The 26,323-nt window shown below is 74.5% G+C and carries 33 protein-coding genes; 22 read left to right on the forward strand and 11 right to left on the reverse strand.

The genetic code is table 11. The features are described from left to right. A partial coding sequence (locus tag E4P40_RS10915; RefSeq protein ID WP_135158662.1) for a S9 family peptidase occupies nt 1-814 on the forward strand: 814 nt, incomplete at its 5' end. A gap of 16 nt (nt 815-830) precedes the next feature. Here E4P40_RS10915 and E4P40_RS10920 read toward each other — a convergent pair. The 3 genes from E4P40_RS10920 to E4P40_RS10930 form a co-directional block, all read right to left on the reverse strand. Next, nucleotides 831-1,925 (reverse strand): DUF4192 domain-containing protein, encoded by a 1,095-nt coding sequence (locus tag E4P40_RS10920; protein ID WP_135158663.1) that lies wholly within the window; start codon nt 1,923-1,925, stop codon nt 831-833. Between the two features lie 126 nt (nt 1,926-2,051). Then, a complete protein-coding gene (locus tag E4P40_RS28050) occupies nt 2,052-2,822 on the reverse strand; it encodes a hypothetical protein (RefSeq protein WP_167762187.1) in 771 nt (256 codons plus the stop codon). A 29-nt stretch (nt 2,823-2,851) separates the two neighbouring features. Further along, the gene (locus E4P40_RS10930; protein WP_135158664.1) at nt 2,852-3,145 is read right to left on the reverse strand and encodes a Dabb family protein; all 294 of its coding nucleotides are present in this window, start codon (nt 3,143-3,145) and stop codon (nt 2,852-2,854) included. A gap of 104 nt (nt 3,146-3,249) precedes the next feature. Between E4P40_RS10930 and E4P40_RS10935 the strand changes: the two genes are divergently transcribed. The 4 genes from E4P40_RS10935 to E4P40_RS10950 all read left to right on the forward strand — a co-directional run bounded on the left by E4P40_RS10935 (nt 3,250) and on the right by E4P40_RS10950 (nt 7,253). Then, a complete protein-coding gene (locus E4P40_RS10935; RefSeq protein WP_135158665.1) occupies nt 3,250-4,503 on the forward strand; it encodes a glycosyltransferase family 4 protein in 1,254 nt (417 codons plus the stop codon). After that, nucleotides 4,497-5,309, forward strand: a complete 813-nt coding sequence (locus tag E4P40_RS10940; RefSeq protein ID WP_135158666.1) for a class I SAM-dependent methyltransferase — start codon at nt 4,497-4,499, stop codon at nt 5,307-5,309. The genes E4P40_RS10935 and E4P40_RS10940 overlap by 7 nt, the downstream gene beginning before the upstream one ends. 151 nt (nt 5,310-5,460) lie before the next feature. Further along, on the forward strand, nt 5,461-6,405 hold the full coding sequence (locus E4P40_RS10945) for a prenyltransferase (RefSeq protein WP_245160261.1): 945 nt from the start codon (nt 5,461-5,463) through the stop codon (nt 6,403-6,405). Beyond that, nucleotides 6,402-7,253 (forward strand): glycosyltransferase, encoded by an 852-nt coding sequence (locus E4P40_RS10950; RefSeq protein WP_135158668.1) that lies wholly within the window; start codon nt 6,402-6,404, stop codon nt 7,251-7,253. The genes E4P40_RS10945 and E4P40_RS10950 overlap by 4 nt, the downstream gene beginning before the upstream one ends. 4 nt (nt 7,254-7,257) lie before the next feature. On the opposite strand, the gene E4P40_RS10955 is transcribed toward E4P40_RS10950, so the two are convergent. After that, the gene (locus tag E4P40_RS10955) at nt 7,258-7,953 is read right to left on the reverse strand and encodes a hypothetical protein (RefSeq protein WP_135158669.1); all 696 of its coding nucleotides are present in this window, start codon (nt 7,951-7,953) and stop codon (nt 7,258-7,260) included. 190 nt (nt 7,954-8,143) lie between these two features. On the opposite strand from E4P40_RS10955, the gene E4P40_RS10960 reads away from it, so the two are divergent. Next, on the forward strand, nt 8,144-9,310 hold the full coding sequence (locus E4P40_RS10960; protein WP_135158670.1) for a sensor histidine kinase: 1,167 nt from the start codon (nt 8,144-8,146) through the stop codon (nt 9,308-9,310). Further along, nucleotides 9,307-9,966: a response regulator transcription factor gene (locus E4P40_RS10965; protein WP_245160262.1), complete on the forward strand. Its 660-nt coding sequence runs from the start codon at nt 9,307-9,309 to the stop codon at nt 9,964-9,966. Before E4P40_RS10960 ends, E4P40_RS10965 begins: the two co-directional genes overlap by 4 nt. A gap of 1 nt (nt 9,967) precedes the next feature. On the opposite strand, the gene E4P40_RS10970 is transcribed toward E4P40_RS10965, so the two are convergent. Genes E4P40_RS10970 through E4P40_RS10980 form a run of 3 tightly spaced genes read right to left on the reverse strand, consistent with a single transcriptional unit; the run spans nt 9,968 to nt 12,197 of the window. Next, nucleotides 9,968-10,294, reverse strand: coding sequence for a TraR/DksA C4-type zinc finger protein (locus E4P40_RS10970; protein WP_135158672.1), 327 nt, complete (start codon nt 10,292-10,294; stop codon nt 9,968-9,970). After that, the gene (locus E4P40_RS10975) at nt 10,291-10,911 is read right to left on the reverse strand and encodes a class I SAM-dependent methyltransferase (protein WP_245160263.1); all 621 of its coding nucleotides are present in this window, start codon (nt 10,909-10,911) and stop codon (nt 10,291-10,293) included. Before E4P40_RS10975 ends, E4P40_RS10970 begins: the two co-directional genes overlap by 4 nt. Before the next feature lie 14 nt (nt 10,912-10,925). Beyond that, nucleotides 10,926-12,197: a YibE/F family protein gene (locus E4P40_RS10980; RefSeq protein WP_135158674.1), complete on the reverse strand. Its 1,272-nt coding sequence runs from the start codon at nt 12,195-12,197 to the stop codon at nt 10,926-10,928. A gap of 188 nt (nt 12,198-12,385) precedes the next feature. Here E4P40_RS10980 and E4P40_RS10985 point away from each other — a divergent pair, with 188 nt between their 5' ends. The 8 genes from E4P40_RS10985 to E4P40_RS11020 all read left to right on the forward strand — a co-directional run bounded on the left by E4P40_RS10985 (nt 12,386) and on the right by E4P40_RS11020 (nt 18,105). Further along, on the forward strand, nt 12,386-12,871 hold the full coding sequence (locus E4P40_RS10985) for an Hsp20/alpha crystallin family protein (protein ID WP_135158675.1): 486 nt from the start codon (nt 12,386-12,388) through the stop codon (nt 12,869-12,871). 72 nt (nt 12,872-12,943) lie between these two features. Then, entirely contained in the window at nt 12,944-13,324 is a 381-nt protein-coding gene (locus E4P40_RS10990) for a MerR family transcriptional regulator (RefSeq protein WP_135158676.1), read from the forward strand. 63 nt (nt 13,325-13,387) lie between these two features. After that, nucleotides 13,388-13,714 (forward strand): metal-sensitive transcriptional regulator, encoded by a 327-nt coding sequence (locus E4P40_RS29330; RefSeq protein ID WP_135158677.1) that lies wholly within the window; start codon nt 13,388-13,390, stop codon nt 13,712-13,714. A gap of 24 nt (nt 13,715-13,738) precedes the next feature. Beyond that, entirely contained in the window at nt 13,739-13,948 is a 210-nt protein-coding gene (locus tag E4P40_RS11000; RefSeq protein ID WP_135158678.1) for a heavy-metal-associated domain-containing protein, read from the forward strand. A gap of 2 nt (nt 13,949-13,950) precedes the next feature. Beyond that, nucleotides 13,951-14,844 carry a hypothetical protein gene (locus E4P40_RS11005; protein ID WP_135158679.1) on the forward strand — a complete coding sequence of 298 codons (894 nt, stop codon included), beginning with the start codon at nt 13,951-13,953 and terminating at the stop codon, nt 14,842-14,844. Then, nucleotides 14,841-17,147, forward strand: coding sequence for a heavy metal translocating P-type ATPase (locus tag E4P40_RS11010; protein ID WP_135158680.1), 2,307 nt, complete (start codon nt 14,841-14,843; stop codon nt 17,145-17,147). Before E4P40_RS11005 ends, E4P40_RS11010 begins: the two co-directional genes overlap by 4 nt. 5 nt (nt 17,148-17,152) lie before the next feature. Further along, nucleotides 17,153-17,494 carry a hypothetical protein gene (locus E4P40_RS11015; RefSeq protein WP_135158681.1) on the forward strand — a complete coding sequence of 114 codons (342 nt, stop codon included), beginning with the start codon at nt 17,153-17,155 and terminating at the stop codon, nt 17,492-17,494. Between the two features lie 59 nt (nt 17,495-17,553). Beyond that, a complete protein-coding gene (locus E4P40_RS11020; protein ID WP_135158682.1) occupies nt 17,554-18,105 on the forward strand; it encodes a dihydrofolate reductase family protein in 552 nt (183 codons plus the stop codon). A 1-nt stretch (nt 18,106) separates the two neighbouring features. Here E4P40_RS11020 and E4P40_RS11025 read toward each other — a convergent pair whose 3' ends face one another. Next, a complete protein-coding gene (locus E4P40_RS11025) occupies nt 18,107-18,739 on the reverse strand; it encodes a hypothetical protein (protein ID WP_135158683.1) in 633 nt (210 codons plus the stop codon). Nucleotides 18,740-18,759: 20 nt separating this feature from the next. Here E4P40_RS11025 and E4P40_RS11030 point away from each other — a divergent pair, with 20 nt between their 5' ends. Beyond that, complete coding sequence (locus tag E4P40_RS11030) at nt 18,760-18,987, forward strand: hypothetical protein (protein ID WP_135158684.1); 228 nt, start codon at nt 18,760-18,762, stop codon at nt 18,985-18,987. 38 nt (nt 18,988-19,025) lie between these two features. Here the strand turns inward: E4P40_RS11030 and E4P40_RS11035 are convergent, their stop codons facing one another. The 3 genes from E4P40_RS11035 to E4P40_RS11045 all read right to left on the reverse strand — a co-directional run bounded on the left by E4P40_RS11035 (nt 19,026) and on the right by E4P40_RS11045 (nt 22,007). Then, complete coding sequence (locus tag E4P40_RS11035) at nt 19,026-20,354, reverse strand: MFS transporter (RefSeq protein ID WP_135158685.1); 1,329 nt, start codon at nt 20,352-20,354, stop codon at nt 19,026-19,028. Nucleotides 20,355-20,586: 232 nt separating this feature from the next. Further along, nucleotides 20,587-21,486: an SDR family NAD(P)-dependent oxidoreductase gene (locus tag E4P40_RS11040; RefSeq protein WP_135158686.1), complete on the reverse strand. Its 900-nt coding sequence runs from the start codon at nt 21,484-21,486 to the stop codon at nt 20,587-20,589. Nucleotides 21,487-21,593: 107 nt separating this feature from the next. Next, the gene (locus tag E4P40_RS11045; protein ID WP_135158687.1) at nt 21,594-22,007 is read right to left on the reverse strand and encodes a hypothetical protein; all 414 of its coding nucleotides are present in this window, start codon (nt 22,005-22,007) and stop codon (nt 21,594-21,596) included. 106 nt (nt 22,008-22,113) lie between these two features. Here E4P40_RS11045 and E4P40_RS11050 point away from each other — a divergent pair, with 106 nt between their 5' ends. The 6 genes from E4P40_RS11050 to E4P40_RS11075 all read left to right on the forward strand — a co-directional run bounded on the left by E4P40_RS11050 (nt 22,114) and on the right by E4P40_RS11075 (nt 26,322). Further along, nucleotides 22,114-22,740 carry a hypothetical protein gene (locus E4P40_RS11050; protein ID WP_245160264.1) on the forward strand — a complete coding sequence of 209 codons (627 nt, stop codon included), beginning with the start codon at nt 22,114-22,116 and terminating at the stop codon, nt 22,738-22,740. A 93-nt stretch (nt 22,741-22,833) separates the two neighbouring features. Beyond that, nucleotides 22,834-23,103 carry a DUF2277 domain-containing protein gene (locus E4P40_RS11055; RefSeq protein ID WP_135158688.1) on the forward strand — a complete coding sequence of 90 codons (270 nt, stop codon included), beginning with the start codon at nt 22,834-22,836 and terminating at the stop codon, nt 23,101-23,103. Nucleotides 23,104-23,188: 85 nt separating this feature from the next. Then, the gene (locus tag E4P40_RS11060; protein WP_135158689.1) at nt 23,189-23,737 is read left to right on the forward strand and encodes a hypothetical protein; all 549 of its coding nucleotides are present in this window, start codon (nt 23,189-23,191) and stop codon (nt 23,735-23,737) included. 39 nt (nt 23,738-23,776) lie between these two features. Next, the gene (locus tag E4P40_RS11065) at nt 23,777-24,235 is read left to right on the forward strand and encodes a PGPGW domain-containing protein (protein WP_135158690.1); all 459 of its coding nucleotides are present in this window, start codon (nt 23,777-23,779) and stop codon (nt 24,233-24,235) included. A 90-nt stretch (nt 24,236-24,325) separates the two neighbouring features. Further along, nucleotides 24,326-24,847 (forward strand): DUF6328 family protein, encoded by a 522-nt coding sequence (locus tag E4P40_RS11070; RefSeq protein ID WP_135158691.1) that lies wholly within the window; start codon nt 24,326-24,328, stop codon nt 24,845-24,847. 35 nt (nt 24,848-24,882) lie between these two features. After that, nucleotides 24,883-26,322, forward strand: a complete 1,440-nt coding sequence (locus E4P40_RS11075; RefSeq protein WP_135158692.1) for a glycosyltransferase family 39 protein — start codon at nt 24,883-24,885, stop codon at nt 26,320-26,322. Nucleotide 26,323: the final 1 nt, after the last annotated feature.

Raw genomic sequence — 26,323 nt, forward strand, 5'->3', positions numbered from 1 at the left:
CCTGGGCCCGCTGCCCGGGACCGTGCGCGAGGTGCAGGCCACCGCCGCCGACGGAGCGCGGGTGCAGTGCTGGCTGGTGCTCCCGGAGGGAGCGTCGGCCGAGTCGCCGGCACCACTGGTGCTCTGGATCCACGGCGGCCCGCTCATGAGCTACAACTCGTGGTCGTGGCGGTGGTGCCCCTGGGTGCTGGCCGCCCGCGGATACGCCGTGCTGATGCCCAACCCGGCCCTCTCGCAGGGCTTCGGGCAGGACTTCGTCCGCCGTGGCTGGGGTGAGTGGGGTGGCGCCCCCTACACCGACCTGATGGCGGCGGTCGACGCGGCCGAGCAGCTGCCGGAGATCGACCGGACCCGGACCGCGGCGATGGGCGGGTCGTTCGGCGGCTACATGGCCAACTGGGTGGCCACCCAGACCGACCGCTTCAAGGCGATCGTCACGCACGCCAGTCTCTGGGACCTCGACGCGTTCACCGGCACGACGGACGCGGCCTACTACTGGGAGAAGGAGTGGGGCGACCCGCTCCGCGAGACCAAGCGCTACCAGCAGAACTCGCCGCACCGCTACGCCGACGCCATCCGGACGCCGATGCTGGTCATCCACGGCGACAAGGACTACCGGGTCCCGATCGGCGAGGCGCTGCGGCTCTGGTACGACCTGCAGAAGCGTGGGATCCCGTCGAAGTTCCTGTACTTCCCCGACGAGAACCACTGGGTGCTGACGCCTGGGAACTCGAGGATCTGGTACGAGACGGTCCTCGCCTTCCTCGGTGAGCACGTCCTCGGCGAGGAGTGGCAGCAGCCCGAGCTGCTCTGACCCGGCCACCACCGGGTCAGCCCCACGTCTCCGCATCGAGGTGCGCGAGGACGTCCCGGTCGTCGACGGTCCCGCGGATCATCCGCCGCAGCTCCGCGGGGGTGAGGCAGGCGGCGAGACCCTGCGCCAGCAGGCGGGCCAGCCGGTAGCGGGGGTCACCGTCCAGGGCGCGGGTGAGGGCGATGTTCGCCATCGCACCGTCCCCGCGCAGCCAGGCCGAGACGGCCAGCAGCGTGGCCGGAGCGGCGTCCAGCGGCGGCAGGGCGCGCCGCGTGCACGCCGTCCAGAGCGTCTCCGCCGCCGCGGCGTCCGGGCCGAGGGCGAGCTGCAATGCCCGGTCGCGGACGTGGACGTCGCGCAGGCCCCAGAGGATGCGGGCGGTCTCGTCGTCGGTGAGGGGTGCCGACGGCCTCCCGGGACGGCACCGCGCCACCGCTGCGGTGACGGCTGCCCAGGACGCCTCCGCCGTCGCGTCCCTGCCGTCCGCGGCGACGGCCGCGGAGCACTCGGTGGCCGCGCGGACCGACGCGGCCACCATGGCACCGCGGTCGAACCCGGCAGGCGGGTGGATCCGTGCGGCGAGGTCGTCGCGGTCGGCCTCGACGACCATGCCCGTGGCGACCGCGGCGACCTGCAGCTGGGGCACGCCGCCCGGCAGCGGCGTCCCGGCGTCCGGCGCGCAGCACTCGTGCGGGCAGTCGTAGGACCACCATCGGCCACCGCGGACCAGCAGGACCTCCGGCACGGGGACGGGCTGTCGGGCGAGTGCCGTCACCAGTTCCCGCACCAGCGCGCGGTGCGGCAGGTCGCGATCCTTTTCCACGTCGACGTCCGCCGCCTCGGAGACCACGGCCAGGAGCACCCCGCGCGGACGGTCGGTGCAGACGCTCCGGGCCAGCACCCGGGCAACGGCGCCGGCGTCCCGCACTGCCGGGATGTCGGCCCGGACCGTCAGACCGACCCGCCTCCCGCTGGAGCCGGTGAGGCTGATCAGGACGACCGACTCCCGGGGCCGGAAACCGAGCAGGTGCGGCAGCGACGCGGCGATCTCACCGGGCTCGGAGATCCGGACGTCGATCGGACCACGGTCGGGAACTGCCCAGGCATCCATGCCGACGACCCTGGGCGGGGCGGGACCGTCGCGGGGTCGGGCGGGCCGTTCTGTGGATCGGTGGAGCCGGTGTGGACGCCGACCGGCCGATCGTCGACCCCCCGCGGTAGGCGAGCCGTCAGGTGCTCAGTCGAGCGCCTCCGCCTGGGCCTCGTAGGCGAGGGCGAGCAGGTCGGCGAAGGCGACGGGGTCCTGCGGCGGCGCCGGGGTGGCGGCGCCGGCTCCACCGGCCGCACCGGTGTCGAGATTCATGAGGATGAGGAGCCGGTCGCCGTCCTGCACCGCACCGATGAGCGCGGGCACCGAGATCTGCGTGCCGTCGGGGGCGCTGACCACGGTCGTGTACCGCAGCATCGCCGAGCCGTCGCCCAGGTCGTCGACCGGCAGGCTCTCGAAGGTCACGGTCGCCTGCCCGATGTCGGGCGACGTGATCTGCGCGGTCGGGCACCGCTCGGCGGCGGCGGCGAGCTGGTCGACGGAGTCCTCGATCGGGCCGCCGCGCACCAGGACCTCGACCGTCGCCGCGCTCCCGATCGTCGCTGCCTGCGCGGCCACGTCGTCGAAGTCGTCGAACTCCGGCTGGGTGCCGGCCACCGCGGCCGAGCACTCCTTGGGCGTGATCTGGAGGTCGTCGGCACCGGCGGCCAGGCCGGCGGCCTGGCTGAGCTGCTGGGGGCTGATCGCCACCACGGCGGCGTCCGCGCCGAACGCGTCGGCGGGCAGGAGGCCGGACGCGAGGTCGGGCAGGTCCTCCTCGGCAGCGGTGGACGACACGGTCGCCGACGAGCTCGACGCGGCGGGATCGCCGTCGTCGCCCCCGCCGCACGCGGTGAGGAGGACCGCCGAGCTGAGGACGGCGGTCAGGACGCCGGTACGGCCACGGGCTGGGGAGCGCATGCGCCCGAAACTAGTCGCGCTCCGACCGCTCAGCACTCGTACTGGACGGCGCTGCGACCGGCCAGCCAGGGGCGCACGTGCTCGGCGAGCACCGACTGGTGCACCGGGTCCTGCGCGTACCGGCGGAAGGCCGCCTCGTCGGGGAAGTCGGCGATCAGCACCGCGTGGCCGTTGCCGTCGACCAGGCCCGCGTCCTCGGCCACGACGAGGGACGTCATGCCCCCCACGTCCTTCCGGAGCCGGCGCAGCGCCTCGATCGAGGCGACGCGCCGCTGCGCGTCCGCGGCATCGGACCAGGTGAAGACCACGACGTGACGGATCATGCGGCCCACTCTCCCAGCCGGCCGGCCGCGCCCGGACAGGTGGCGACCCGAACGGTTACCGGCTGGTAGCCGAGGCGGCCGCGCCGCTCGTTAGAGTCCGGCGCATGGGACGGTCGCTGCGCATCGCACTGCTGTCCTACCGGAGCAAGCCGCACAGCGGCGGCCAGGGCATCTACGTGCGGGCCCTGTCCCGCGAACTGGCCGAGCTCGGCCACCGGGTCGAGGTCCTCAGCGGGCAGCCCTACCCCGAACTGGACGGCGGGGTGCCGCTCACCCGGCTGCCGAGCCTGGACCTCTACCGCGAACCGGACCCGTTCCGGACGCCGCGTCCCTCGGAGTTCCGCGACTGGGTGGACGTCGCCGAATGGGCGACCATGTGCACCGCCGGCTTCCCGGAGCCGATGACGTTCAGCCTGCGTGCGGCGCGGCACCTGCTCCCCCGGGCCGCGGACTTCGACGTCGTCCACGACAACCAGTCCCTCGGCTGGGGACTGCTGCGGCTCGTCCGCGCCGGGCTGCCGACGGTCGCGACCGTCCACCACCCCATCTCGATCGACCGCGACCTCGAGCTGGCGGCCACCCGCTCCTTCCGCCGGCGCCTGACGCTGCGCCGCTGGTACGCCTTCACCCGCATGCAGGCCCACGTGGCCGGGCGGCTCGACGGGGTCACCACGGTCTCGGAGAACTCCCGCCGCGACATCGCGACGCACATGGGCCTCGCCCCCGAGAGCGTCGACGTCATCCCGGTCGGCATCGACCCCGCGGAGTTCAGGCCACCGCCGGACGGGCAGCCGCGCGACCCCGACTCGATCCTGGTCATCACCAGCGCCGACGTGGCACTCAAGGGCCTGGTCCACCTCCTGGAGGCGTTGGCGAAGCTGCGCACCGAGCGGCCGGTCCGGCTCACCGTCGTCGGCACCGCCCGCGCGGGCGGCCCGGCCGAGGCGGCCCTGGACCGGCTCGCGCTGCACGACGCCGTCCGCTTCACCGGGCCGGTGCCGGAGGCGGAGCTGGTGCGGCTGTTCCAGCGGGCGTCCGTGGTGGCCATCCCGTCGCTCTACGAGGGCTTCTCCCTGCCGGCGCTCGAGGCCATGGCCTGCGCGGCACCGCTGGTGACCACGGACGCCGGCGCCCTGCCCGAGGTGGTCGGCAGCAAGGCCGGGCTCCGCGTGCGGGCGGGGGACGTCGGCGAGCTGACGGCTGCGCTGAAGCTCGTCCTGGACTCCCCCGCACTCGCCGACCAGCTCGGCCGGGCCGGTCGGCGCCGGGTGCTGGACCATTTCACGTGGCGGTCGACGGCCCAGCGCACCGCCGACTGGTACGTCGGGACTCTGGAGCGCAAGGGGAAGCAGTGCTGACCGTCGACTACGACCGCCTCGACCTGCGGCCGGGGATGACCGTCCTCGACCTGGGCTGCGGCGAGGGCCGGCACGCCTTCGAGGCCTACCGCCGCGGGGCCTCGGTCGTCGCCCTCGACTGGGGCGTCTCCGAGGTGGCGACGACGAAGCAGTGGCTGGGCGCCATCGCCGCGGCCGGGGAGGCTGGGCGGGCGCGCGACGGCACAGCTGCCCGCTACGAGGTCGTGCGCGGTGATCTGCTAGCCCTGCCCTTCTTCGACGCCAGTGTCGACCGCGTCATGGCATCCGAGGTCCTCGAGCACATCCCGGACGACGTCACCGCGATGGCCGAGATCGCCCGCGTGCTCAAGCCGGGCGGGCGGGTGGCGGTCACCGTGCCGCGCTACGGGCCGGAGCGGATCTGCTGGGCCCTGTCGGACGAGTACCACGCCAACGAGGGCGGGCACATCCGCATCTACACGAAGCCGGTCGTGCGCACCCGGCTCGCCTCCGTCGGCCTGACCCCCGGCGAGAGCCATCACGCGCACTCGCTGCACGCGCCGTTCTGGTGGCTCAAGTGCGCCGTCGGCGTGGAGCGGGACACCGCGCTCGTCCGGGCCTACCACCGCCTGCTGGTGTGGGACCTCACGAAGCGGCCGTGGCTGACCCGCACGGCCGAGCGCGTCCTCGACCCGCTGTTCGGCAAGAGCCTCGTCGTCTACGCCGACAAGCCCGCGGTCGCCCAGCCGCTCCGGGCGGCCGGAGCCGGCGCCGGCTGGGTGGCCGGGGAAGTCACGGAGCGGGAGCGGACCGCTGCCGCGCGCTGACGGCCGGCTCCTCCCGGAGCTGCCCGGCGTCCTGACCGCGGACCAGGTCCGGGCGACGGTCGCGGCGATCGCCGCCGAGCAGGGTGCCGACGGCGCGCTGCCCTGGTTCCGCGACGGCCAGCTGGACCCGTGGGACTCCGTCGAGGCGGCGATGGCGCTGGACACCGGCGGCGAGCACAACCGGGCCCGCGCCGCCTACCGCTGGCTGGCCGCCCGGCAGCGCCGGGACGGCTCGTGGGCCGCCGAGTACCGCGGCGGCGTGGAAACGGCGCCAGCGGCGGAGAGCAACCACGCGGGCTACCTCGCCGTCGGCCTGTGGCACAGCTGGCTCGCCCGGGGCGACGAGGAACTGGTGGCCGAGCTCTGGCCCGTCGTCCGCCGCGGCCTGGACCTGGTGACCCGGATGCAGCTCCCCGGCGGCGCCGTCGGCTGGGCGCTGCGGCCCGAGGGGACGCCGGACGACACCGCCCTCCTGACCGGCAACGCCAGCCTCTTCCAGGCCCTGCGCTGCGGGATCGCCCTGGCCGCCCTGCTGGGCGAGGCGCAGCCGGACTGGGAGCTGGCGGTCACCGACTTGGGGACGGCGCTCCGCGAGCGGCCCGAGGCGTTCGCCGACCGCTCCCGCTTCTCGATGGACTGGTACTACCCCGTGCTCGCCGGGGCGGTGACCGGGACGGCGGCCGACGAGCGGCTGGCCGCCGACTGGGACCGTTTCGTCGTCCCGGGCCTCGGCGCCCGCTGCGTCGCCGACCGGCCTTGGGTCACCGGCGCGGAGACCTGCGAGCTGGCCCTGGCGCTGGCCGCGGTAGGACGGGTGGAGGCGGCAACGGAGCAGGTCGCGGCGATGCAGCACCTGCGCCACGACGACGGCTCCTACTGGACCGGCTACGTCTTCGCCGACGACGCGCGCTGGCCGGTCGAGCGGACGACGTGGACGGCGGCGGCCGTCGTCCTCGCCGCGGACGCGATCTCCCGCGCCACCCCGGCGTCGGGGCTCTTCCCCGACCCGGGCGCGCTGCCACCGGCCGGCACGGACACGGACCTGGACGCACCCGCCGATTGGCTGCCTGGAGGCGCGGGCACCGTCCTCCCGTGACCCCTCCTGCGGCCTCCGACGTGACGGTCGTCGTCGCCAGCCAGAACCGGCGCGACGAGCTGCTGACGACGCTGTCCCGGCACGAGGCGCCCGTCGTCCTCGTCGACAACGCCTCGACCGACGGCACCGTCGACGCCGTCCGGAAGGCCCACCCCGCTGTCACGGTGATCCCGTTGGAACGGAACGTGGGGGCAAGGGCCCGGACGCTGGGCGTGGCACGCGCCGGCACCCCGTTCGTGGCCTTCGCCGACGACGACTCGTGGTGGGCGCCCGGCGACCTGGCGCGGGCCGTGGCGATCATGCGGGCCCATCCCCGGCTGGCGCTGCTGAACGCCCGCATCCTCGTCGGGCCGGAGGAGCGGCTGGACCCGGTGTGCGCGGAGATGGCCCACAGCCCGCTCGGCACGGAGCCGGACCTGCCCGGTCCGTCCCTGCTGGGCTTCATCGCCTGCGGCGCACTCGTGCGCACCGCGGCGTTCGAGGCCGTCGGTGGCTTCGACCCGGTCGTCCGCTTCCCGGGCGAGGAGGAGCGAGTGGCCCTCGACCTCGCGGCCGCCCGGTGGGGTCTGGCCTACGTCGACGAGGTGGCCGTGCACCACCACCCGTCGCCGCGTCGGCACTCCCCCGGACGGCGGCAGGCAGCGATCTGGCGCAGCCGCGTGCTCACCGCGCTGATGCGCCACCCGCTGCCCGACACCGGCCGGTTGCTGGTCGGCGCGCTGCGGGGCGGCCACCCCGGGCGGGAGGGTCTGCTGCGTGCCCTGCCCGACGTGCCCGCCGCGCTGCGCGCCCGCCGCCCCCTCCCGCCGGAGGTCCGCGCGGACCTGCAAGTGCTCGCCGGCGGCTGAACGCTCAGACGGTCAGTCGCTCCCGCACCGGTCGGGCGGCCGGCGTGGCGTCCCACTCCGCGTCGGCCATCCGCAGGATCCCCACTCCCAACGAACCGAACACGGCGGCGAGGATGCCGAAGGTCGCGAACTCGTAGGCGAGCTCCATCGGCAGGAAGAAGTGCACCAGCACCACGACGGTCGCGACCACCGGCCCCCACAGGCCGATCAGGCCGGCCCGCCACGCCGCCCACGGCAGCACGATCACGCTCAGATGGGCGCAGATGGCCAGCCCCAGGACCAGGACTCCCAGGACCCAGCCGCTGTTGACCCGCTCCACGAAGGCCACCATCTCCGCCCGGTCGCCCCCGGCCAGCCCGGTCCCGACGAGGTAGAAGATCCCGGTCCCCATGAAGCGCAGGCCGGCGAGCACGGCCAGGACGGCGCCGAGGTTCGCCAGCGCCGCCCCCCGGTCGCGCGCCAGGTGCAGGATCCCCAGCCCGGCCGGGGTCATCAGGAGCCCGATGACGAGCAGGAACACCCCGGACACCGCGAGCGCGCCGGCGTCTTCGGTCGAGGCGCGGTACATGATCTCGCCGTTGCCACCCAGAGCCGGGTCGAACGCCGTCTCCACAGCCATCAGCAGCGGGAAGGCGATCAGGGCCGCACCCGTGGTGTAGCGGCGCAGCCGGCGGGCCAGAGGTGCTGTGGTCTCGGTCATGGCGGTTCTCCTTCGAGGACGACGGTGACCGGCGCCGCGCCGGTCGGACGCCGGAACTGTCGACCGACGGTGCCCCCGGCGTCGTCGGCACCGGTGCTCCTCCTGCGTCGTCCGGACGGATGACCTGCCGTCAGCCGCGATCGCCCGCCGGGATGACGCCACAGCGGCCCGCTCGCCCTACCGTGACGCCATGCGCCGGTGGGTGCCCCGCCCGATCGACCTCGCCGCCGCCGCGGCGCTCACCGTGGCGACGCAGGTCGAGCTGTGGCTGATGTCCCCGGAAGGGGTGCCCCTCGGGCTGGTCGGCCCGTCGTTCGTGGTCGGCACGCTCGCCTTCGCGTGGCACCGGGTCGCCCCCTTCGCGGCCCTCACCATCGGCCTGACCACGCTGGCCGTCGTGCCCGGCCTGCTGGGAGTCGACCCGGCACTGGCCTTCGGCTGGTTCGTCACCACCTTCGCGCTGCTCGCGTCGGCCGGGTACCACGCCCGACGTCCCGTGCTCGCACTGGCCGTCGCCCTGGTCCTGCTGGCCGTCAGCATCGTGCTGCCGAAAGGGCCGGCCTTCGCCGACGTCCTCTACGCCTGGATCCTCGCCGGCGGCTTCTGGCTGGCCGGCCGGGCCCTCTCCCTGCGCACGGTCCGTGCCGAACTCTCCGAACAGCGGGCCGCCCGCGCCGAGGAGCAGGCCCAGTGGCGCGCGGCGAGCGCTGTCGCCGACGAGCGGCTACGGATCGCCCGCGAGATGCACGACGTGATCTCGCACAGCGTCAGCGTGATGACCCTGCACGTCAGCGGCGTGCGCCGGCTGCTGCGCCCCGACCAGGTGGAGGAACGTGCGGCGCTGGAGACCGTGGAGCGCACCGGCCGGGAGTCGCTGGCCGAGATGCACCGCATGCTCGGCGTCCTCCGTGGACCGGACGAGGACGGCGGAGCGCCGTCCCAGGGTCTCGCCCGGCTCCCGGACCTGCTCCGGTCCGCCCGCGCCGCCGGACTGGACGCCGTCCTGACCGTGGACGGCGACGACGGGGACCTGCCGGCCGGGGTCGACCTGGCCGCCTACCGCATCGTCCAGGAGGCCGTGACCAACGTGCTGCGGCACGCGCGGGCGCGGCAGCTGACCTGCTCGGTGCACCACCGACCCACAGCGCTGGAGATCGGCGTGGTCGACGACGGGACCGGCGCACCCGCGCGGCGAGAGGGGCACGGCCTCGTCGGCATGCGGGAGCGGGCCGCCGCCTACGGCGGCACCGTCGAGGCAGGCCCTCGCCCGGAGGGCGGATGGGCGGTGCACGCCCGCCTTCCCGTGCCTCCCGTCGAGCGGCCCGCCCCCGTGCGCGTCGCCGAGGAGGCGCCGTGATCCGGGTCCTCCTGGCCGACGACCAGGCGATGGTGCGGGCCGGCTTCCGGCTGATCCTCTCCGCCGAGCCGGACATCACGGTGGTGGGCGAGGCGGCCGACGGCACGCAGGCGGTGGCCGCCGCCCGGCGGCTGCGCCCGGACGTGACCCTGATGGACGTGCGGATGCCGCGCATGGACGGCATCGACGCCACACGCCGGCTGGCCGCGGAGGACCCGCCGCTCACCCGGGTCGTTGTCCTGACCACGTTCGACGTCGATGCCCACGTCTACGACGCCCTCCGAGCCGGGGCGAGCGGGTTCCTGCTGAAGAACGCACCGCCGGAGGAGCTGGTCGAGGCGATCCGCCTGGTCGCCGCCGGCGGAGCGCTGCTCGATCCGGCGGTCACCCGGCGGGTGATCGAGGAGTTCGCCCGCTCCCCCGCCCCCGGACCGGTTCCCGTGGCGGTGACCACGCTCACCGAACGCGAACGGGAAGTGCTCCAGCTGGTGGCGCAGGGCCTGTCCAACGCCGAGATCGCCGCGACCCTGTTCGTCAGCGAGGCGACGGTGAAGACCCACGTCGCGCGGTTGCTGGGGAAGCTCGACCTGCGCGACCGGGTGCAGGCGGTGGTCTACGCCTACGAGCGCGGGCTGGTCCGTCCCGGGTCCCGGTGACTCAGCGGGCGCAGTCGATGCAGGTTCGCGCGGCCGGGCGGGCCGCGAGCCGCTCCGGGGCGATCGGCCGACCGCAGCTCTCGCAGATGCCGTAGGCGCCCTCCTCGCGGTGCGCCAGCGCGGCGTCGACGTCGGCCAGGCGCCGGCGGGCCTGGTCCAGCAGCGCCACCACCTGCTGGCGCTCGAAGGCGATCGTCGCGCCCTCGGGGTCGTGCTCGTCGTCGGCGTTGGACGACCGCGACGCCGCGACCACGTTGTCGAACTCGCGGGTCAGCGCCTCGATCTGGGCGAGCGCGGCGGCCCGCTCGGCGGCCAGCGGATCGGTCATCGCAGCCGCCGGAGCAGCCGCAGCGAGCCGGTGCCGGGCAGCTCCTCGAAGTCCCCGGAGGCCACCACGCGCGTGTAGACGCCGTACGGTGCCTGCCCGCCGTCGGCCGGGTCGGGGAACACGTCGTGGATGGCCAGGGTCCCGCCGAGGGCGAGCTTCGCGACCCACGCGTCCTGGTCGCGGCGGGCGGACTCCTCGGTGTGGCTCCCGTCCAGGAACAGCAGGGCCAGTGGCGTCGTCCAGAGCGGTGCGAGGGTCTCCGAGCGGGCGACGACGGCGACGACGACGTCCTCGGCGCCGGCCGCGGCGATGGTGCGGCGGAAGTGCGGCAACGTGTCGATGAGCCCGATCTCCGGGTCGACCAGCGACGGGTCGTGGTACTCCCAGCCCGGCTGGTGCTCCTCCGAGCCGCGGTGGTGGTCGACGGTGACGACCTGCCGCCCCGTCTCGCGCGCGGCGGCGGCGAGGTAGAGCGCCGACTTGCCCATCCAGCTGCCGACCTCGAGCAGCGGACCCGGGACGCCGACGGCCCGCGCGGCCTCGTAGAGCGCCCGCCCCTCGTCGTCGGGCATGAACCCGGGAGCGTCCTGGGCGGCGGCGAGGAGGTCGGTGCTCACCACGACAGCCTGGCTCATCGGGCGAACCGGGCCCGCAGCGCGGTCATCCGCCGCTCGGTCGCCGCCCCCGCCTGGGTGTCGGCCGCCTTGGCGAAGAACGCCCCGGCCGCAGTCGTCACCGGGACGGCGAGCACGAGCGCGATGGCGGCCACGAGCGTCCGAACGACCTCCTCCGCCAGTGCGGAACTGGTGACCGTCGTCCACAGCGGTTGCGGGGAGAGTTCGAAGAGCAGCAGCGCCGGCAGCGCGGCCCCCGCATAGGCGAAGACGATCGTGTAGACGGTCGACGCGATGTGGTCGCGGCCGACGGCCATTCCCCGGCGGTAGAGCTCCCGCCATGTGATGTCCGGCGAGACCTCGTTCAGTTGCCAGATCGCGGACGCCTGCGTGATGGTGACGTCGTTGAGCACGCCCAGCCCGGCGACGACGATGCCCGCGAGGACCAGGCCGGAGAAGTCCAGGGTCGGGTCGTACAACTGCAGTCGCACCGTCTCCTCGCTGGTCAGGCCGATGAGGTCGGCAGCGGCGACGGAGATGGACCCCAGCACCGCCACCAGGGCCAGACCGAAGAGGGTGCCGACCAGAGCCGTCGTCGTCCGCGCGGAGAACCCGTGCGCCAGGTAGAGGACGACGAACATGATCGCCGCGGAACCGACGAGGCTGACCAGCGTCGGCGACTCCTCCGCGAGCAGGCCTGGCAACACGAACTGCAGCAGCACGAAGAACGCGAAGGCCAGCCCGACCAGGGAGGCCAGTCCGCGCAGCCGCGCCACCGCGCCCACGACGACGGCGAACATGATCGCCAGCACGATGATCGGGGTGTCCCGTTCGTAGTCGAAGAAGTTGTAGGCAGCCCCACCCTCGGCGCCTCCATCCCGGGTGAGTACCAGGACGTCTCCCTCGGCCACGCCCGCAGCGACCACCTCGGGCGGTAGCTCGACCTGCTCGAAGTCACCGGTGCCCGGTCCGTCGAGGATCTCCATGACCGCGTTCGCGCACGTCTGCGGCGGAGCCGCAGGGTCGAGGCCGCAGTCGAACGTCTCGAGGGACACCACCCGGGCGTCGGGGAACGTGGTGCCCGCGGGCTGGGCCAGCGCGGCCGCCTGCTGCGCCCGCGTCGGTTCGCCGTCGGGCCAGAGGACGAACAGGCCGACGATCGTGGCGATCCCGACCGGGACGAGCAGCAGGAGCATGAGCCACACGGCACGGCGGCGGCGGCCGAGCGCCTCGACGCTCGGAGGTGGCGCGTCGGGGTCGGGACCGTGGGAGTGATCGTGGGGCGGCACCTCGTCAGGCTAGGAGCCGCTGCCCGGACCGTGGATGGCGGCACCACCTCGCGTCGGCAGCGCCGGAATTTTCCTGACGCGGACACGTTTACTCAGCCGCCTGAGCGAGGTAGTCTCTAGTCGCCACTAGAGGTTCTACCTCGGGCAGCGAACTCGACACCAGAACGACCCAGGAGGTTGGAGTCACGATGCTGACCGCCTACGACCCCTTCGCCGCCACGTCCGCCGCCTTCCGCGCACTGGACCAGCTGACCGGCCGGGCGGGCACGGGCACCGCTCGCGCCCTGTCGGGCATGCCGATGGACGCCTACCGCGTCGGCGACAACTTCGTCGCCCACTTCGATCTGCCCGGCGTCGACCCGGGCTCGATCGACCTCTCGGTCGAGGGCAACACGCTCACCGTCAGCGCCGAGCGCTCGGTCCCTCAGCTGGAGAACGCCGAGTGGACGATCGCCGAGCGGCCGTTCGGCAGCTACACCCGACAGCTCGTCCTCGGCCGCAGCCTCGACACCGACCGGCTCGAGGCGAGCTACCACGACGGCGTCCTCACCCTCAGCATCCCGGTCGCCGAGAAGGCGAAGGCCCGCAAGATCACGGTGACCCGTGCGGACGTACCCGCCGAGCACCCGACGATCGAGGGCTCGTCCTCGGAGCAGAAGGCGGTCGAGAGCTGATCGACCGTCAGGAGGGGGCCGGGTCCATGGGACCCGGCCCCTCGGCTTTCCGCACACGACAGGAGACCGGACATGAGATCCGACGACGGGATCGCGGCCGGCGACCCGGTGAGCCGCCTCGACGACCCTGACTACCCGACGCTGACGATGAGCCAGGCGGCCGAGCTCCTGGGTGTGCAGGCGGCCTTCCTGCGCAGTCTGGACACGAGCGGGATCCTGCAGCCCTTCCGCTCCCCCGGCGGGCACCGGCGTTACTCGCGGCACCAGCTCGGGGTGGCCGCCCGCATGCGCGGCCTGCTGGACGACGGCCACTCGCTCGCGTCGGCGGAGACGATCGTCGGCCTCCAGGACGAGCTCGCCACCGCCCGGGCCGATGCCGACCGCCTCCGCTCGGACGTCGCCCGGCTGCGCTCCGGTCTCCCCGAAGCAGGGCCCGGCCCTCTCGCGCTATAAACCCTAGGGGGGTATGGTTCTCAGCGAGCCGCGGTCCATCGCGGTCCCGGCGGGAGGATCGGCATGGAGATCGTCGAGCAGGACGCGGCACCGGACGGCTCCGGGCACCAGCACGGCTACATCCACCGCAAGGACGACTACCTCAAGCGCCTCCGCCGCATCGAGGGTCAGGCCCGCGGCCTGCAGCGCATGGTCGAGGACGAGAAGTACTGCATCGACATCCTCACCCAGGTCTCGGCCATGACGAAGGCCCTCCAGTCGGTCGCCCTCGGCCTGCTCGAGGAGCACATGAGCCACTGCCTCGTCGAGGCGGCGGCCGCCGGCGGCCGCGAGGCCGAGGACAAGGTGCGCGAGGCCTCCGAGGCCATCGCCCGGCTCGTCCGTTCCTGATCACCCCCATCCCGAGAGGACCTCATGAGCACCGCCACCTACACCGTCGTCGGCATGACCTGCGGCCACTGCGTCAGCGCCGTGACCGAGGAGGTCTCCCAGCTGCCCGGCGTCACCGGCGTGGACGTGGACCTCGCCAGCGGCGGGCTCACCGTCACCAGCGACGGCCCCGTCGAGGAGACCGCCGTCCGCGCCGCCGTCCAGGAGGCCGGGTACGAGGTCACCGGCAGCTGATCATGTCGACCCCCGCCCGGCTCGCCGCCTTCGCCCTCGGACTGGTCGCCGTCTTCGGCGCCGCCGTGGGTGTCGGGCGAGCCGTCGGCCCCGTCGGTCCGGCCGCCCCTCCTGCGATGGCGGCCGGGCACGGCGCCGAGGAGGAACACGTCCCCGCGGCCGCGCCCGTGCAGCCCGCGGGGCTGGCGGTCTCCGAGGGCGGGTACACGCTCGTGCTCGACGCGGCCACCCTGCCGGCCGGTGCGGCTACCCCCGTCACGTTCCGGCTGCTCGGACCGGACGGCCGGGCGGTGACCGCGCTCGACGAGAACCACGACGAGGAGCTGCACCTGATCGCCGTCCGGCGCGACCTGTCGGGCTTCCAGCACGTGCACCCCGCCCTCGGCGCCGACGGCGTCTGGCGCAGCGCGCTCGACCTGACCCCGGGCACCTGGCGGGTGTTCGCCGACTTCGTGCCCAGCGCGGACGGCGAGAAGCGGACCCTCGGCGCCGACCTGGCAGTGCCCGGCGACTACGTGCCGGCGCCCCTGCCGGCGGCGTCCGCCACCGCCGAGGTGGACGGCTACACGGTCACCCTGGACGGCGAGCTCCGCCATGGCGAGGAGTCGGAGCTGACCCTCTCGGTGCGCCGGGACGGCCGGCCGGTGACCGATCTGCAGCCCTACCTCGCGGCCTACGGCCACCTGGTCGTCCTGCGCCACGGCGACCTCGCCTACCTGCACGTGCACCCCGCCGGCGAGCCCGGGGACGGCGTCACCGACCCCGGCCCCGACATCACCTTCTTCACGACCGCCCCGACGGCGGGTACCTACGCGCTGTTCCTCGACTTCCGCCACGGCGACGAGGTCCGGACGGCGCCGTTCACGATGACGACGTCCGGGGAGGCCGGTCGATGAGCGCACCGACCACGCCTGGCGACGTCGAGCTGCTGATCGGCGGCATGACCTGCGCGTCGTGCGCAGCACGCGTCGAGAAGAAGCTCAACCGCATGGACGGCGTGACCGCCACGGTCAACTACGCGACGGAGAAGGCAAAGGTCAGCTTCCCGGCCGGCGTGACCCCGGACGACCTGATCGCCACCGTGGAGAAGACCGGGTACACCGCCAGCCTGCCCGCGCTGCCGTCAGCGGAGGACGAGGCGCCGGTGGACGACCCCACCCGCTCCTTGCGACAGAGACTGCTCGTCTCCACGGCACTGGCCGTACCGGTCGTCGCGATGGCGATGGTCCCGGCGCTGCAGTTCGAGTACTGGCAGTGGCTCTCGCTGACGCTCGCCGCTCCGGTCGTCGTCTGGGGCGGGGCGCCCTTCCACCGGGCCGCCTGGACGAACCTGCGCCACGGCGCCGCGACGATGGACACGCTCGTCTCCCTCGGCACGCTGGCCGCCTTCGGCTGGTCGCTGTACGCGCTGTTCCTGGGCACCGCCGGCGAGCCCGGCATGACGCACCCGTTCGAGCTGACCATCGCCCGCTCCGACGGCAGCGCCAACATCTACCTCGAGGCCGCCGCCGGGGTGACCGCGTTCATCCTGGCCGGCCGGTACGCCGAGGCCCGCTCCAAGCGACGGGCCGGTGCGGCGCTGCGGGCCCTGCTGGAGCTCGGCGCGAAGGACGTCTCGGTGCTGCGCGGCGGCGTCGAGCGGCGCATCCCCGTCGGCGACCTGGCGGTGGGCGAGCAGTTCGTCGTCCGCCCCGGCGAGAAGATCGCCGCCGACGGCGAGGTGACCGAGGGGGCGTCGGCCGTCGACGCCTCGATGCTGACCGGCGAGTCCGTGCCGGTCGAGGTCGGGCCCGGCGACACCGTCGCGGGTGCGACCGTCAACGCCGGCGGTCGGCTGGTCGTGCGGGCCACCCGGATCGGCGCGGAGACCCAGCTCGCCCAGATGGCCCGGCTGGTCGAGGAGGCGCAGAACGGCAAGGCCGAGGTGCAGCGGCTGGCCGACCGGATCTCCGGCGTGTTCGTGCCCGTCGTCCTCGTCCTGACCGTGGCCACTCTCGGCTTCTGGATCGGCACCGGCGCGGGCCTTCCCGCCGCCTTCACCGCGGCCGTCGCCGTCCTGATCATCGCCTGCCCGTGCGCACTGGGTCTGGCGACGCCGACCGCGCTCATGGTCGGCACCGGACGCGGGGCGCAGCTGGGCATCCTGATCAAGGGCCCCGAAGTCCTCGAGAGCACCCGCCGCGTCGACACCGTCGTCCTGGACAAGACCGGGACCGTCACCACCGGCCGGATGACCCTGATCGACGTCGTCCCGGCGCCGGGTGAGGACGACCACCGGGTGCTCCGCCTGGCAGGTGCGCTGGAGGCGGCCTCCGAACACCCGATCGCGCAGGCCGTGGCCCGGGCAGCGGCCGAGCACGGCCAGCTGTCCCCGGTCACCCTCTTCGCCAACGTCGAGGGGCTCGGGGTCACCGGCGTGGTCGACGGCGTCGAGGTGGTCGTCGGCCGGCGGCGACTGCTGGCCGAGCGGTCACTGCTCCTACCCGAGGCGCTGGACCGCGCCGCCACCGCCGCCGAGGACGCCGGCGGGACGGCGGTGGTCGTCGGCTGGGACGGTGCCGCCCGCGGCGTCCTGGTCGTCGCCGACGCGGTGAAGCCGACGTCCGCAGAGGCCGTGCGGCAGCTGCGCGACCTGGGGCTCACCCCCGTCCTGCTCACCGGCGACAACGCCGCGGCCGCCCGGTCGGTCGCCGCACACGTAGGGATCGAGCAGGTGATCGCCGAGGTGCTGCCGCAGGAGAAGGCCGACGTCGTCCGCCGGCTGCAGGCCGAGGGCCGCACGGTCGCCATGGTCGGCGACGGCGTGAACGACGCCGCCGCCCTGGCGCAGGCCGACCTCGGGCTGGCCATGGGCACCGGCACGGACGTCGCCATCGAGGCCGCCGACCTCACGCTGGTGCGCGGCGACCTGCGGGTGGCGGCCGACGCGATCCGGCTGTCCCGTCGCACGCTGGCCACCATCAAGGGCAACCTGTTCTGGGCCTTCGCCTACAACGTGGCTGCGATCCCGCTGGCCGCCGCCGGCCTGCTCAACCCGATGATCGCCGGCGCCGCGATGGCGTTCAGCTCGGTGTTCGTGGTGACCAACAGCCTGCGGCTGCGCGGCTTCGCCCCCCTTCCGGGGAACCGGGACACGACGACGGCCGTCCCCGGCGGGCACCCCCGCGTCGACCGGGCTCCCGAGGACGCGCGAAGCTGACCTGCGTGATCCTCACCCGCCTGTTCGCCACGCTCGGACTCGCCTGGGGTGCCGCCCTGCTGAGCCGGCCCCGGCAGGTCCTCGACGCCCTGGCCCCGGAGTTCCCCGCCGACCGCGCGTGGCTCGCGCGGGTGCTCGGTGCCCGGCAGGTCGCCCAGTACGCGGTCGTCCTGGTGGCCCCGACGCCGGCGGTCGTCCGGGTCGCGTCGGCCGTCGAGCTGGCGCACGCGGCGAGCATGGTGCCCGTCCTGCGTCTCCCCCGCTACCGCCGCGCGGCCTCGATCAGCGGTGCCGTCGCGGCGGCGTCGGCCGTCGTGCTCGCGGTGGTGCGGTCCGTCCGGGACTGACGTCGGGGCGAGGCCCGGAAGCGTCGGAATCGTCGGACCGATGGGCCAGGGTGTCGGGCATGGACGCTTCCTTCACCGGCCACGTCTTCCTCGGCATGAGCGTCGACGGATTCATCGCCCGCCTCGACGGTGACATCGAGTGGCTCACCGGCGGGGCCGACGCCAATTCCGGACCGGACGACGGGGCCGGCGGCGACTTCGGCTTCACGGAGTTCGTCTCCGGCATCGACGCGCTCGTCATGGGCCGCGCGACCTACGACGTCATCGCGCCGTTCGACGAGTGGCCCTACCAGGGGAAGCCGGTGCACGTGCTGAGCACGACGCTGACGCCCGGCGCCGACCCCCGGATGACCGTGCACCGCTCGTTCGACGAGGCACTCGACGCGATCACGGCCGCCGGGTACCGGCGGGTGTACGTCGACGGCGGCCGCACGGTGCACCAGTTCCTGCGGGCCGGGCTGATCGCCGACCTGACCCTGTCCCGCGTGCCGGTGCTGATCGGCACCGGGCACACGCCGTTCGGTGAGCTGGACGCCGACATCCCGCTCGAGCACGTCGCCACGCGCACCTTCCCCGGCGGCATGGTGCAGAGCACCTGGCGGGTGCGCTGACTCAGTCGGCCACGGGCACGTCGACCGGGATCTCGTCGCCGAGCCGGGCACCCTGCAGCAGCTCGAGGTCGTCACCGGACCAGAAGCTGCCCGGGTCGTAGGCGTTGAGCGGCCGGTCCCCCGGCAGCAGTCCCATCGCGGTGTAGGTGGCGGCCACGAGCTCGGCGCAGAACACCGTCTCGGCCGCGGTCTGCCGCCGCAGCCGGCCGTTGACCCACCCGCGCACCAGACCGCGCGTGGTCGGGAAGGGCCGGCCGTCCAAGCGCGCGATGGTGCGCAGGACGGCGTCCTCCATCTCCGGGGTCACGCCGCCGTCGTCGGCCGGGCCGACGAGCTGGCGCAGCCACGCGCGCTGGCCGTAGCGGCGGCGCCAGGTGGTGACGGCGTCGCGCAGGTCGTGCAGCTGGACGCCGCGCTGGTGCTCGCCGGTCCACGCGTCGGGCAGCGACCGCCCGAGCTCGGCGTGCCAGAGCAGCGGCGGCATGTCCTCGAGGACGACGGCCATGCCCACGTGGTTGACCGGCGCGTTGGTCACCGCGCGGATGGCGCGGTCGGCGATGGAGGCGCCGCGGAACACCCACACGTCGCCGGTGCGGGTGAGGTCGACCGCGTCATCCAGGGAGAGCTCGGGCACGGGGCAGTACGTTACGGACCGTGCGCCTCTGGAAGCTCCTCGGACTGGCCGGCATCGCAGGTGTCGCCGCAGGTGGTGCGGTGCTGGTCCGCAACGAGCGGCAGCGCCGCGCCTACACGCCGGACGACGTCCGCAGCCGGCTGCACGAGCGGCACGCCACGCTCGCCGAGGTGCCCGAACCGGCGACGGCCGCCGAGCTGACCGCCGGCCGCACCCACCGCCTGGCCCGGTTGCTCCGCCGCCGCTGAGCGGTCAGGCGGCCGGCGGCGGGCGCCTCGTCGGCCCGTCAGCGGGACGAGTGGTCCGGGACGAGGACCTGCAGGTCGCGCACGTAGACCCCGGTGCCGTGCCCGAAGCCGGACACGACCGGCTGCAGGCGCCCGCCCACCGTCGCGACCGCCCGGTCGAGCAGCGTGCGCGGCTGCGGCACCCGGACCCGCTCACCGGAGACGGTGAGCACCAGGAAGGCGGCGACCACGGACAGGACGGCGACCGATCCGACCGCGACCGGCAGACCGGCGGAGTCGGCGAGCAGCCCGATCGCCGGCGGGCCGCCGAGCAGCCCGGTGTAGCCCACCGTGGTGGCCAGCGCGATGCCCCGCGCGCCGCCGAGGAGCCCCGCCCGCCCGATCGCCAGCGGGAAGACGTTGGCCAGCCCGAGCCCCACGACCACGAAGCCGGCCAGCGCGACGCCCAGGGACGACGTCGTCACGGCCGCGAGGGCACCCGCCGCGGCGAGCAGCGCCCCGCCGACCAGCAGCCGGCGCTCCCCCATCACCTCGAGCAGCCGCCCACCGGCCAGCCGGCCCCCCGCCATGGCGAGGGAGAAGCCGGCGTACCCGGCGGCGGCAACGGTCGCCGGCGCGGCGAGCTGCTCGCGGAGCAGCAGCGCACCCCAGTCCGTCAGCGCGCCCTCGCCGAACGCGGTGCACCCGGCGATGGCCCCGAGGACGACGAGCACGGCGGTCGGCCGGCGGCCCTCCTCCCCCGGACCCGGGGACGGGCTCGCCGAGCCCGTGCGACCGGCGCCCAGGAGGGTCGGCAGCGCCCACGCGCTGACGAACAGACCGGCCGCGGCGACCAGCGACAGGTGACCGGCCACGCCGAGCACCGGGGACAGGGCGCCCCCGACCAGCGCCCCGGCGAGCCCACCGAGGCTGAAGCCGGCGTGCAGCCCCGACAGGATCGGCCGGCCGACGCTCGCCTCCACCTGCACACCGAGGGAGTTCGCGGCGACGTTCACCATGCCGGTGGCGGCGCCGAACACGAACAGCGCGACGCACAGCCCCGCGACCGTGGACACCAGACCCGGCAGCAGGGCGCCGGCCGACACCGCGGCGGCCGCGGCGGCGCACACCGGCCCGGCGCCGAAGCGTGCGCACCAGGACCCGGTGAAGCGCATGCAGACCAGGGCGCCGAGGGACAGGCACAGCAGCGCGATGCCCAGCGTGCTGTGGCCGGCGCCGACGGCGCTCGCGACGTCGGGCACCCGGGCGGCCCAGCTGCCGAACACGGCACCGTCGAGCACGAAGAGCGCGGTGACGACGGCGCGCAGACGGGCGACGGACGGCGGGGGCACGGCACCGGCGGACCGGACGAGTCCGGCGACGGGCATGCGGGCACGTCGAACAGACGGCAGGACGGACACGGGCAGACCTCTCGGAGACGACGCCGGCCACTCGCGTCGTCGAGAGGTGGCCACAGGGACGGGGAAGAGCACACGACCTCGGGCACCCGCATCCCACGGTGTCAGGCATCGCAGCCACCCGCTCGCTCCCGCGCCTGCTGATGTCGTGAGTCCGGCCACGCCCCCTGTCAGGTCTTGACCAGGGCCGATGCCGCGCTCGTCAGATGCTGCGCCAGCGCCCCTCGGTGGCGTTCCCCGCCGGCCTGGACTCGAACACGTTGCCCTCGGTCGGAGGGACGTCGTCGCTCGCGATCGCCATGCGCTGCAGGAGGGGCCCGACGAGGACGTCGAAGGCTCCGGGCACGAGCCGGAAGGCCGCCGTGATCAGCGGGTTGAACAGCCCCGCCTGCACCACCCGGCGCGGCTTGTCCATGGTGGACAGCACCGCCCGCGCCACCCGCTGCGGCGAGTACACCGGCGGCGGCGGGCGGCCCGTGCTGCCGGTCCACGAGGCCGCCTGGAAGTAGATCGGGGTGTCCACGCCACCCGGCTGGACGGCGGAGACCGAGATGCCCGGCTCGTCGCGGGTCTCCTGCTGCAGCACCCGGATGAGCCCGAGCTGCCCCCACTTCGCCGTCACGTAGCTGCCGAGGAGCGGCGTCGCGATGGTGCCCAGCAGCGAGTTGACGATGACGAGGTGGCCGGCCTTCTGCCTGCGGAAGACCGGCAGCACGGTCCGGGCGACGGTCGCGGTGCCATGGACCGCGACGTCGACGACCCGCTCGTAGACCTCCTTCGGCACGTCCTCGATCCGGCCGTAGGCCATCACCTGCGCCGCATGCACGACGACGTCCAGGCTGCCGAAGCGCTCGACGGTCGCCTCGACGGCGCCCCGGAAGGCGTCCTCGTCGGTCACGTCGGCCGGGCAGACGACGACCGCCTCGGCACCGGCGGCGCGGGCCTCCGCGGCGGCCTCCTCGAGGGACTCGCTCCCGCGGGAGACGAGGACCAGGCGCGCGCCGCGACCGGCCAGCTCGATCGCGGTCGCGCGACCGATGCCGCTCGAGGCCCCGGTGACGAGCACGGTCTGCGGGGTGGACGGGTCGGTGGGGGTCGGCACGAAGTCAGCTCCTCGGGGCGGGGCGGGGCGGACCGTCGGTTCCCTCCGCCTCCGCTCGGCGTCCGTTGCCCGCTACCCGGCGGTGCACGACCTCATGCGGACCGTCGTCATCCGGGGGGCGTGGCATCCGCCTCGTCGAGACGCTGCCACAGCCAGCCGGGCCCGGTGACCGGCGTACCGGCCGGCAGCCGCGCCCGCAGTCCGCGATCGGCCGTCACCACCAGCAGCGCCTGGCACGCGGCGACCCGGCGGCGGGCCTCCTCCGCCAGGACGTCGTCCCCGCTGCCCGGCGCCCGCACGACGGTCACGCCCTTCGGCGCTGCGACGTCCCGCGCCCGTCCCTCCACGACGGCGACGACCTCGCCGCAGGTGAGGTCGGCACCGTCCGGGCCCGTCAGCCGGCGGCCGGGCAGACCGGCGAGCCGGGTCAGCAGCCGGGTCGCGGCGCCCGCGCGGTCGCGCCACCACCCGTCCGGCCGCGCGCCGACGACGTTCGCCGCGTCCACCAGCAGCACCGTCATCTGTCCCCCGTCCGGGCGATCACCCGCCGCTGCCGTTTGTCCGGGAGCGCTCCGGGCACCTCAGTCAACCTGCAGGGGGATCCATCCCGCTCGAAGGAGGCCCACCATGGTCGGCAACGACCACACGCACCGCGACGACACGGTCGCCATGCGGACCGACGGCGCGTCCGCGACCCGTGGCACGGCCCGCGACGCCGTCACCGCCCAGCGCGCCCGCTTCGGCGGCATCAAGTGGGGCGCGGCGTTCTTCGGCTGGCTCTCGGCCAACGGGCTGGCGGTCATCCTCATCGCGCTGCTGTCGGCCGCCGGGGTCGCCTTCGGGCTGGCCGAGAACGTCGACACCGCCGACGAGGCCGCCCAGCAGGCGGAGACCATCGGGATCGGCGGCGGCATCGCCGTCCTCGTCGTCCTCTTCCTCGCCTACCTGGCCGGGGGTTACGTCGCCGGACGCATGTCCCGGTTCGACGGCGCCCGGCAGGGCGTCGCCGTGTGGGTCATCGGGCTGCTGGTCGTGCTGGTGCTCGCGGTGGCCGGGTACCTCGTCGGCAACGAGTACAACGTCCTCCAGCAGCTGAACCTGCCACGGATCCCGATCGACGAGGGCACCGCGACCACGGCCGGGATCGTCACGCTGGTCGCGATCCTGCTGGTCACCCTGCTCGGCGCCGTCCTCGGCGGCAAGCTCGGCGAGCGCTTCCACCGCAAGGTGGACCGGGCGGGCTTCGACGTCTGAAAGAGGACCCCGTCCTCCCTACCCCTCGCAGGCTCGGGGCGGTGCCCTGGACGGGGCCTGTCGCGGGCAGGGGTCCGCTTCTACGCTGCCCGCATGTGCCGGAACATCCGACCGCTGTCCAACTTCGAGCCGCCCGCGACGGACGACGAGATCCAGGCCGCGGCCCTGCAGTTCGTCCGCAAGATCAGTGGCACCACCAAGCCGTCGCGGGCCAACGAGGAGGTCTTCGCGCGGGCCGTCGACGAGGTCGCCGCAGCCTCCACCCGGCTGCTCGACGCGCTGGTCACCACCGCGCCGCCGAAGGACCGGGAGATCGAGGCCGCGAAGGCCCGCGAGCGCGCCGCGCTGCGTTACGGCACCTGACCGTCGGTTTGATTGCGCACAACCCGCATGACGACGGCGGCGACGGGTAGGCACTGACGACCCCCCGTCAAGCCAGGAGTCCGTCATGGCCCGCAACACCCTGTCCCGCTCCCTGCACGACCTCGGCCTCTCCGCCTGGTTCGGCGGCACGTTGGCCAACGCCGTCGCGCTGAACGCCGCAGCCGGCGAGGCCGGCTCCGACTCCGCGACCGGCCGGGTCGCCAACGCCGGCTGGGACCGGTGGACGCCGGTCAACGCCCTCGCCATCGGCGCCCACCTGGTCGGCAGCGTCGGCCAACTCCGGGCCGACAAGGAGCGGGTCGCCCAACAGCAGGGTGTCGCCGCCATGTCGACGCTGAAGACCCTGCTCACGGCCGCCGCGCTGGGCGCCACCGCCTACAGCCGCGTGCTCGGACAGCGCGTGTCAGCCGCCGAGAACCCGCCCTCGAAGCGCGGCACGAAGCCGAGTCGGCGCACGAAGGCCCTGGCGCCCGACATCGCGGCCGCCCAGCAGCAGCTGGACACGCTGCAGTGGGTCATCCCCGCCCTCACCGGCGCACTGGTGGCGGTCAGCTCGTACGCCGGGGAACAGCAGCGCCCGTCCGAGGTCGCCGCCGGGCTCGCCGGCCGCTGATCGCGCGATCCGCACGTCCACATCCACGGGGAAGAGCTGATGACCACGAGCGTGCACGACTCCCGACCGGCGTCCCGGGGCGCCACCCGCTGCCCGGACTGCACCGACGGCCTGGGCAAGCCGCGTCCGGTGAAGCCCGGCTCGTTCCGCGAGCGGATGCACAGCACGCCGAGCCTGCTGCTGCCCTGGCGGATCGCGGTCTTCGTCGCCGGCCTGCTCTTCGTGATGCTCGGGATCGCGCTGACCGCGCTGCCCGGCCCGCTCACGATCCCGCCGGTGCTCATCGGCCTGTGGGTCTGGTCGTCGGAGTTCCAGTGGGCAGCGCGCTTCTTCGCGGTGTTCAAGCGCAAGGCGCAGGACGCGTGGCGCCACGCGAAGCAGCACCCGGTCAGCTCGGCCGCCGTGACGGTCGGCGGCCTCGCGGCGGCCGGCGTCGCCTTCTGGGCCGTCGGCCACTACCAGCTCGTGGACCAGGCGAAGGTCGCGCTCGGGCTCTGACCCCGTCGCGTTGTCGAGATGTCGACAAGGCGATCCACCCGGTCAGGTGGACGTGTGGTGAACGGAAGGTGAACGGGGCATACATGTCCCATGAGCCACGGCATCAGGACCGATACGCACGGGGCGGACGGCGAGACCCGCAAGGAACGGGTCAACCGCGAGATGATGGAGCTGCTCAACGAGCTCCGCGTCGCGCTCCCGGGTGTGCAGTTCCTGCTCGCCTTCCTGCTGATCGTGCCGTTCCAGGAGACCATCGACCGCACCACCGACTTCCAGCGTGACGTCTACTTCGTCGCCCTGGCCGCATCGGCGGTCGCGACCGCCCTGCTGATCGCCCCGGCCGCGCAGCACCGGGTGCTCTTCCGGCAGCACGACAAGGAGGCGCTGCTGCACCGCAGCAGCCGGTCGGCGTTCGCCGGACTCCTCGCGCTGGCGGTCGCCATGACGGCGGCAGTGCTGCTCGTCCTCGACGTCCTCTTCTCCCGGACGCTGGCCTGGGCCTCCGCCGGCGTGCTCGCGGCCCTGCTCGCCTGGTGGTGGGTGGCCGTGCCGTTCTGGATCCGGTCGCACGACCGGCAGGACGACTCCGAGGACGCCGGCGTCCCGGCCTGACCGGAGACTCCGCGGCCGTCACCTAGCCTCGGGGCGTGACGGCGACCCGGGCGGACCTCTCTCCCGCGCCGGCCCCGCCGTCCCCGGCGCCCCGGCGCTGGTCGCCGCTCGAGCTGCTCCCGCCCCTGAGCGTCCTGGTCCTCGGCGTGGTCCTGCTCCGGCCGGGACACGGCCTGTGGTTCGACGAGCTGTTCACCGCCGAGGTCGCCCGCCGCCCGCTCGGCGAGATCCTGTCGGCGATCCTGCACGGCGAGGGCGTCACGAGTTATCTCGACGGGGTCCCGCCGTCCTACAACGCGCCGTACTACGTCGCCGCCCACGCCTGGCTGTCGCTGCCCGGCCTGGGCACCGACACCTCGCTGCGGGTCCTGTCGCTCGTGGCGACCGCCGGCGGGCTGGCCCTGCTCACCCGCGCGGTCACCCGGCTCGCGGGCGCCGCCACCGGCGTCCTCGCCGGGTTCGTGGGGGCGGCGAGCCCCCTGCTGCTGGAACAGGCTGTCGAGGCGCGCAGCTACGGCCTCGCCGTCCTGGCCACCGGCGCCACCGCCCTCGGGCTCGCGCGCTGGCTGCAGGAACCGCCGCGCGGTCTCCTGCTCTTGGGTCTCGCCGGAGCCGGCGCCGGTCTGGCCCACTGGTACGGGGTCACCGTCGTGGCCGCCTTCGTCCTCGCCGCCCTGCTGCTGCGGGGCCGCCGGGCGCTGCCGTTGGTGCTCTCCGGCGCGGCGGCGGTGGTGCCTCCCGCCCTGCTGATCGGGATGAACCTCCTGAACGGCACGGGCGGGCGCAACGCCGAGCACCTGCTCGACACCGACGCGCGGATGGCCGGCCTCGCCGTCGCCGCCTGGGCCGGTGGGCAGCCCGCATTCCTCTGCCTGACCGTCGGGCTGGCGGTGCTGGGCGCGGTCCGGGCGCGCGGCATCCGGGTCGTCGGCGGCGCGTGGGTGCTCGTCCCGCTGCTCCTGCTCGTCACCGCCGAGCTGGTCCGCCCGGTCTACCTCCCCCGCTACCTGCTCACCGGGCTGCTGGGGCTCGCCGTCCTGGCCGCCGCCGGCGCGCTCGCCCTGCCGCGGTGGCTGCGAGCCCCGGTGGCCGCGCTGCTGCTGGTGTGCGCGCTGCTCGCGAGCGCGCCCATGGCCGAACGGGGCCCGCGCGAACGCTCGGACGAGCTCGTCGCGACGCTGGCGGGGGTGCACCGGCCGGGCGAGCCGATCGTCGCCGCGGACCAGAGGTCGGCGCTGGGGCTCGACCACTACGTACGCACCCTCGCGCCGCAGCTGCGCGCCGACGTCGTGCTGCCCCCGGACGACGCCCCGGCCGATGCCGACCGGGTCTGGCTGATCCGCCGGCTGATCGACGGCGTGCCCGAGCCCACGGACGACGACGAGATCATGCGCGAGGCCGGCCTGCGCCGGACCGACGTCTGGAACTATTCCGCGAGCAAGACCCACCTGGTCCTGCAGCTCTGGGAGCGCTGAG

The sequence above is a fragment of the Blastococcus sp. CT_GayMR20 genome (assembly GCF_004570345.1).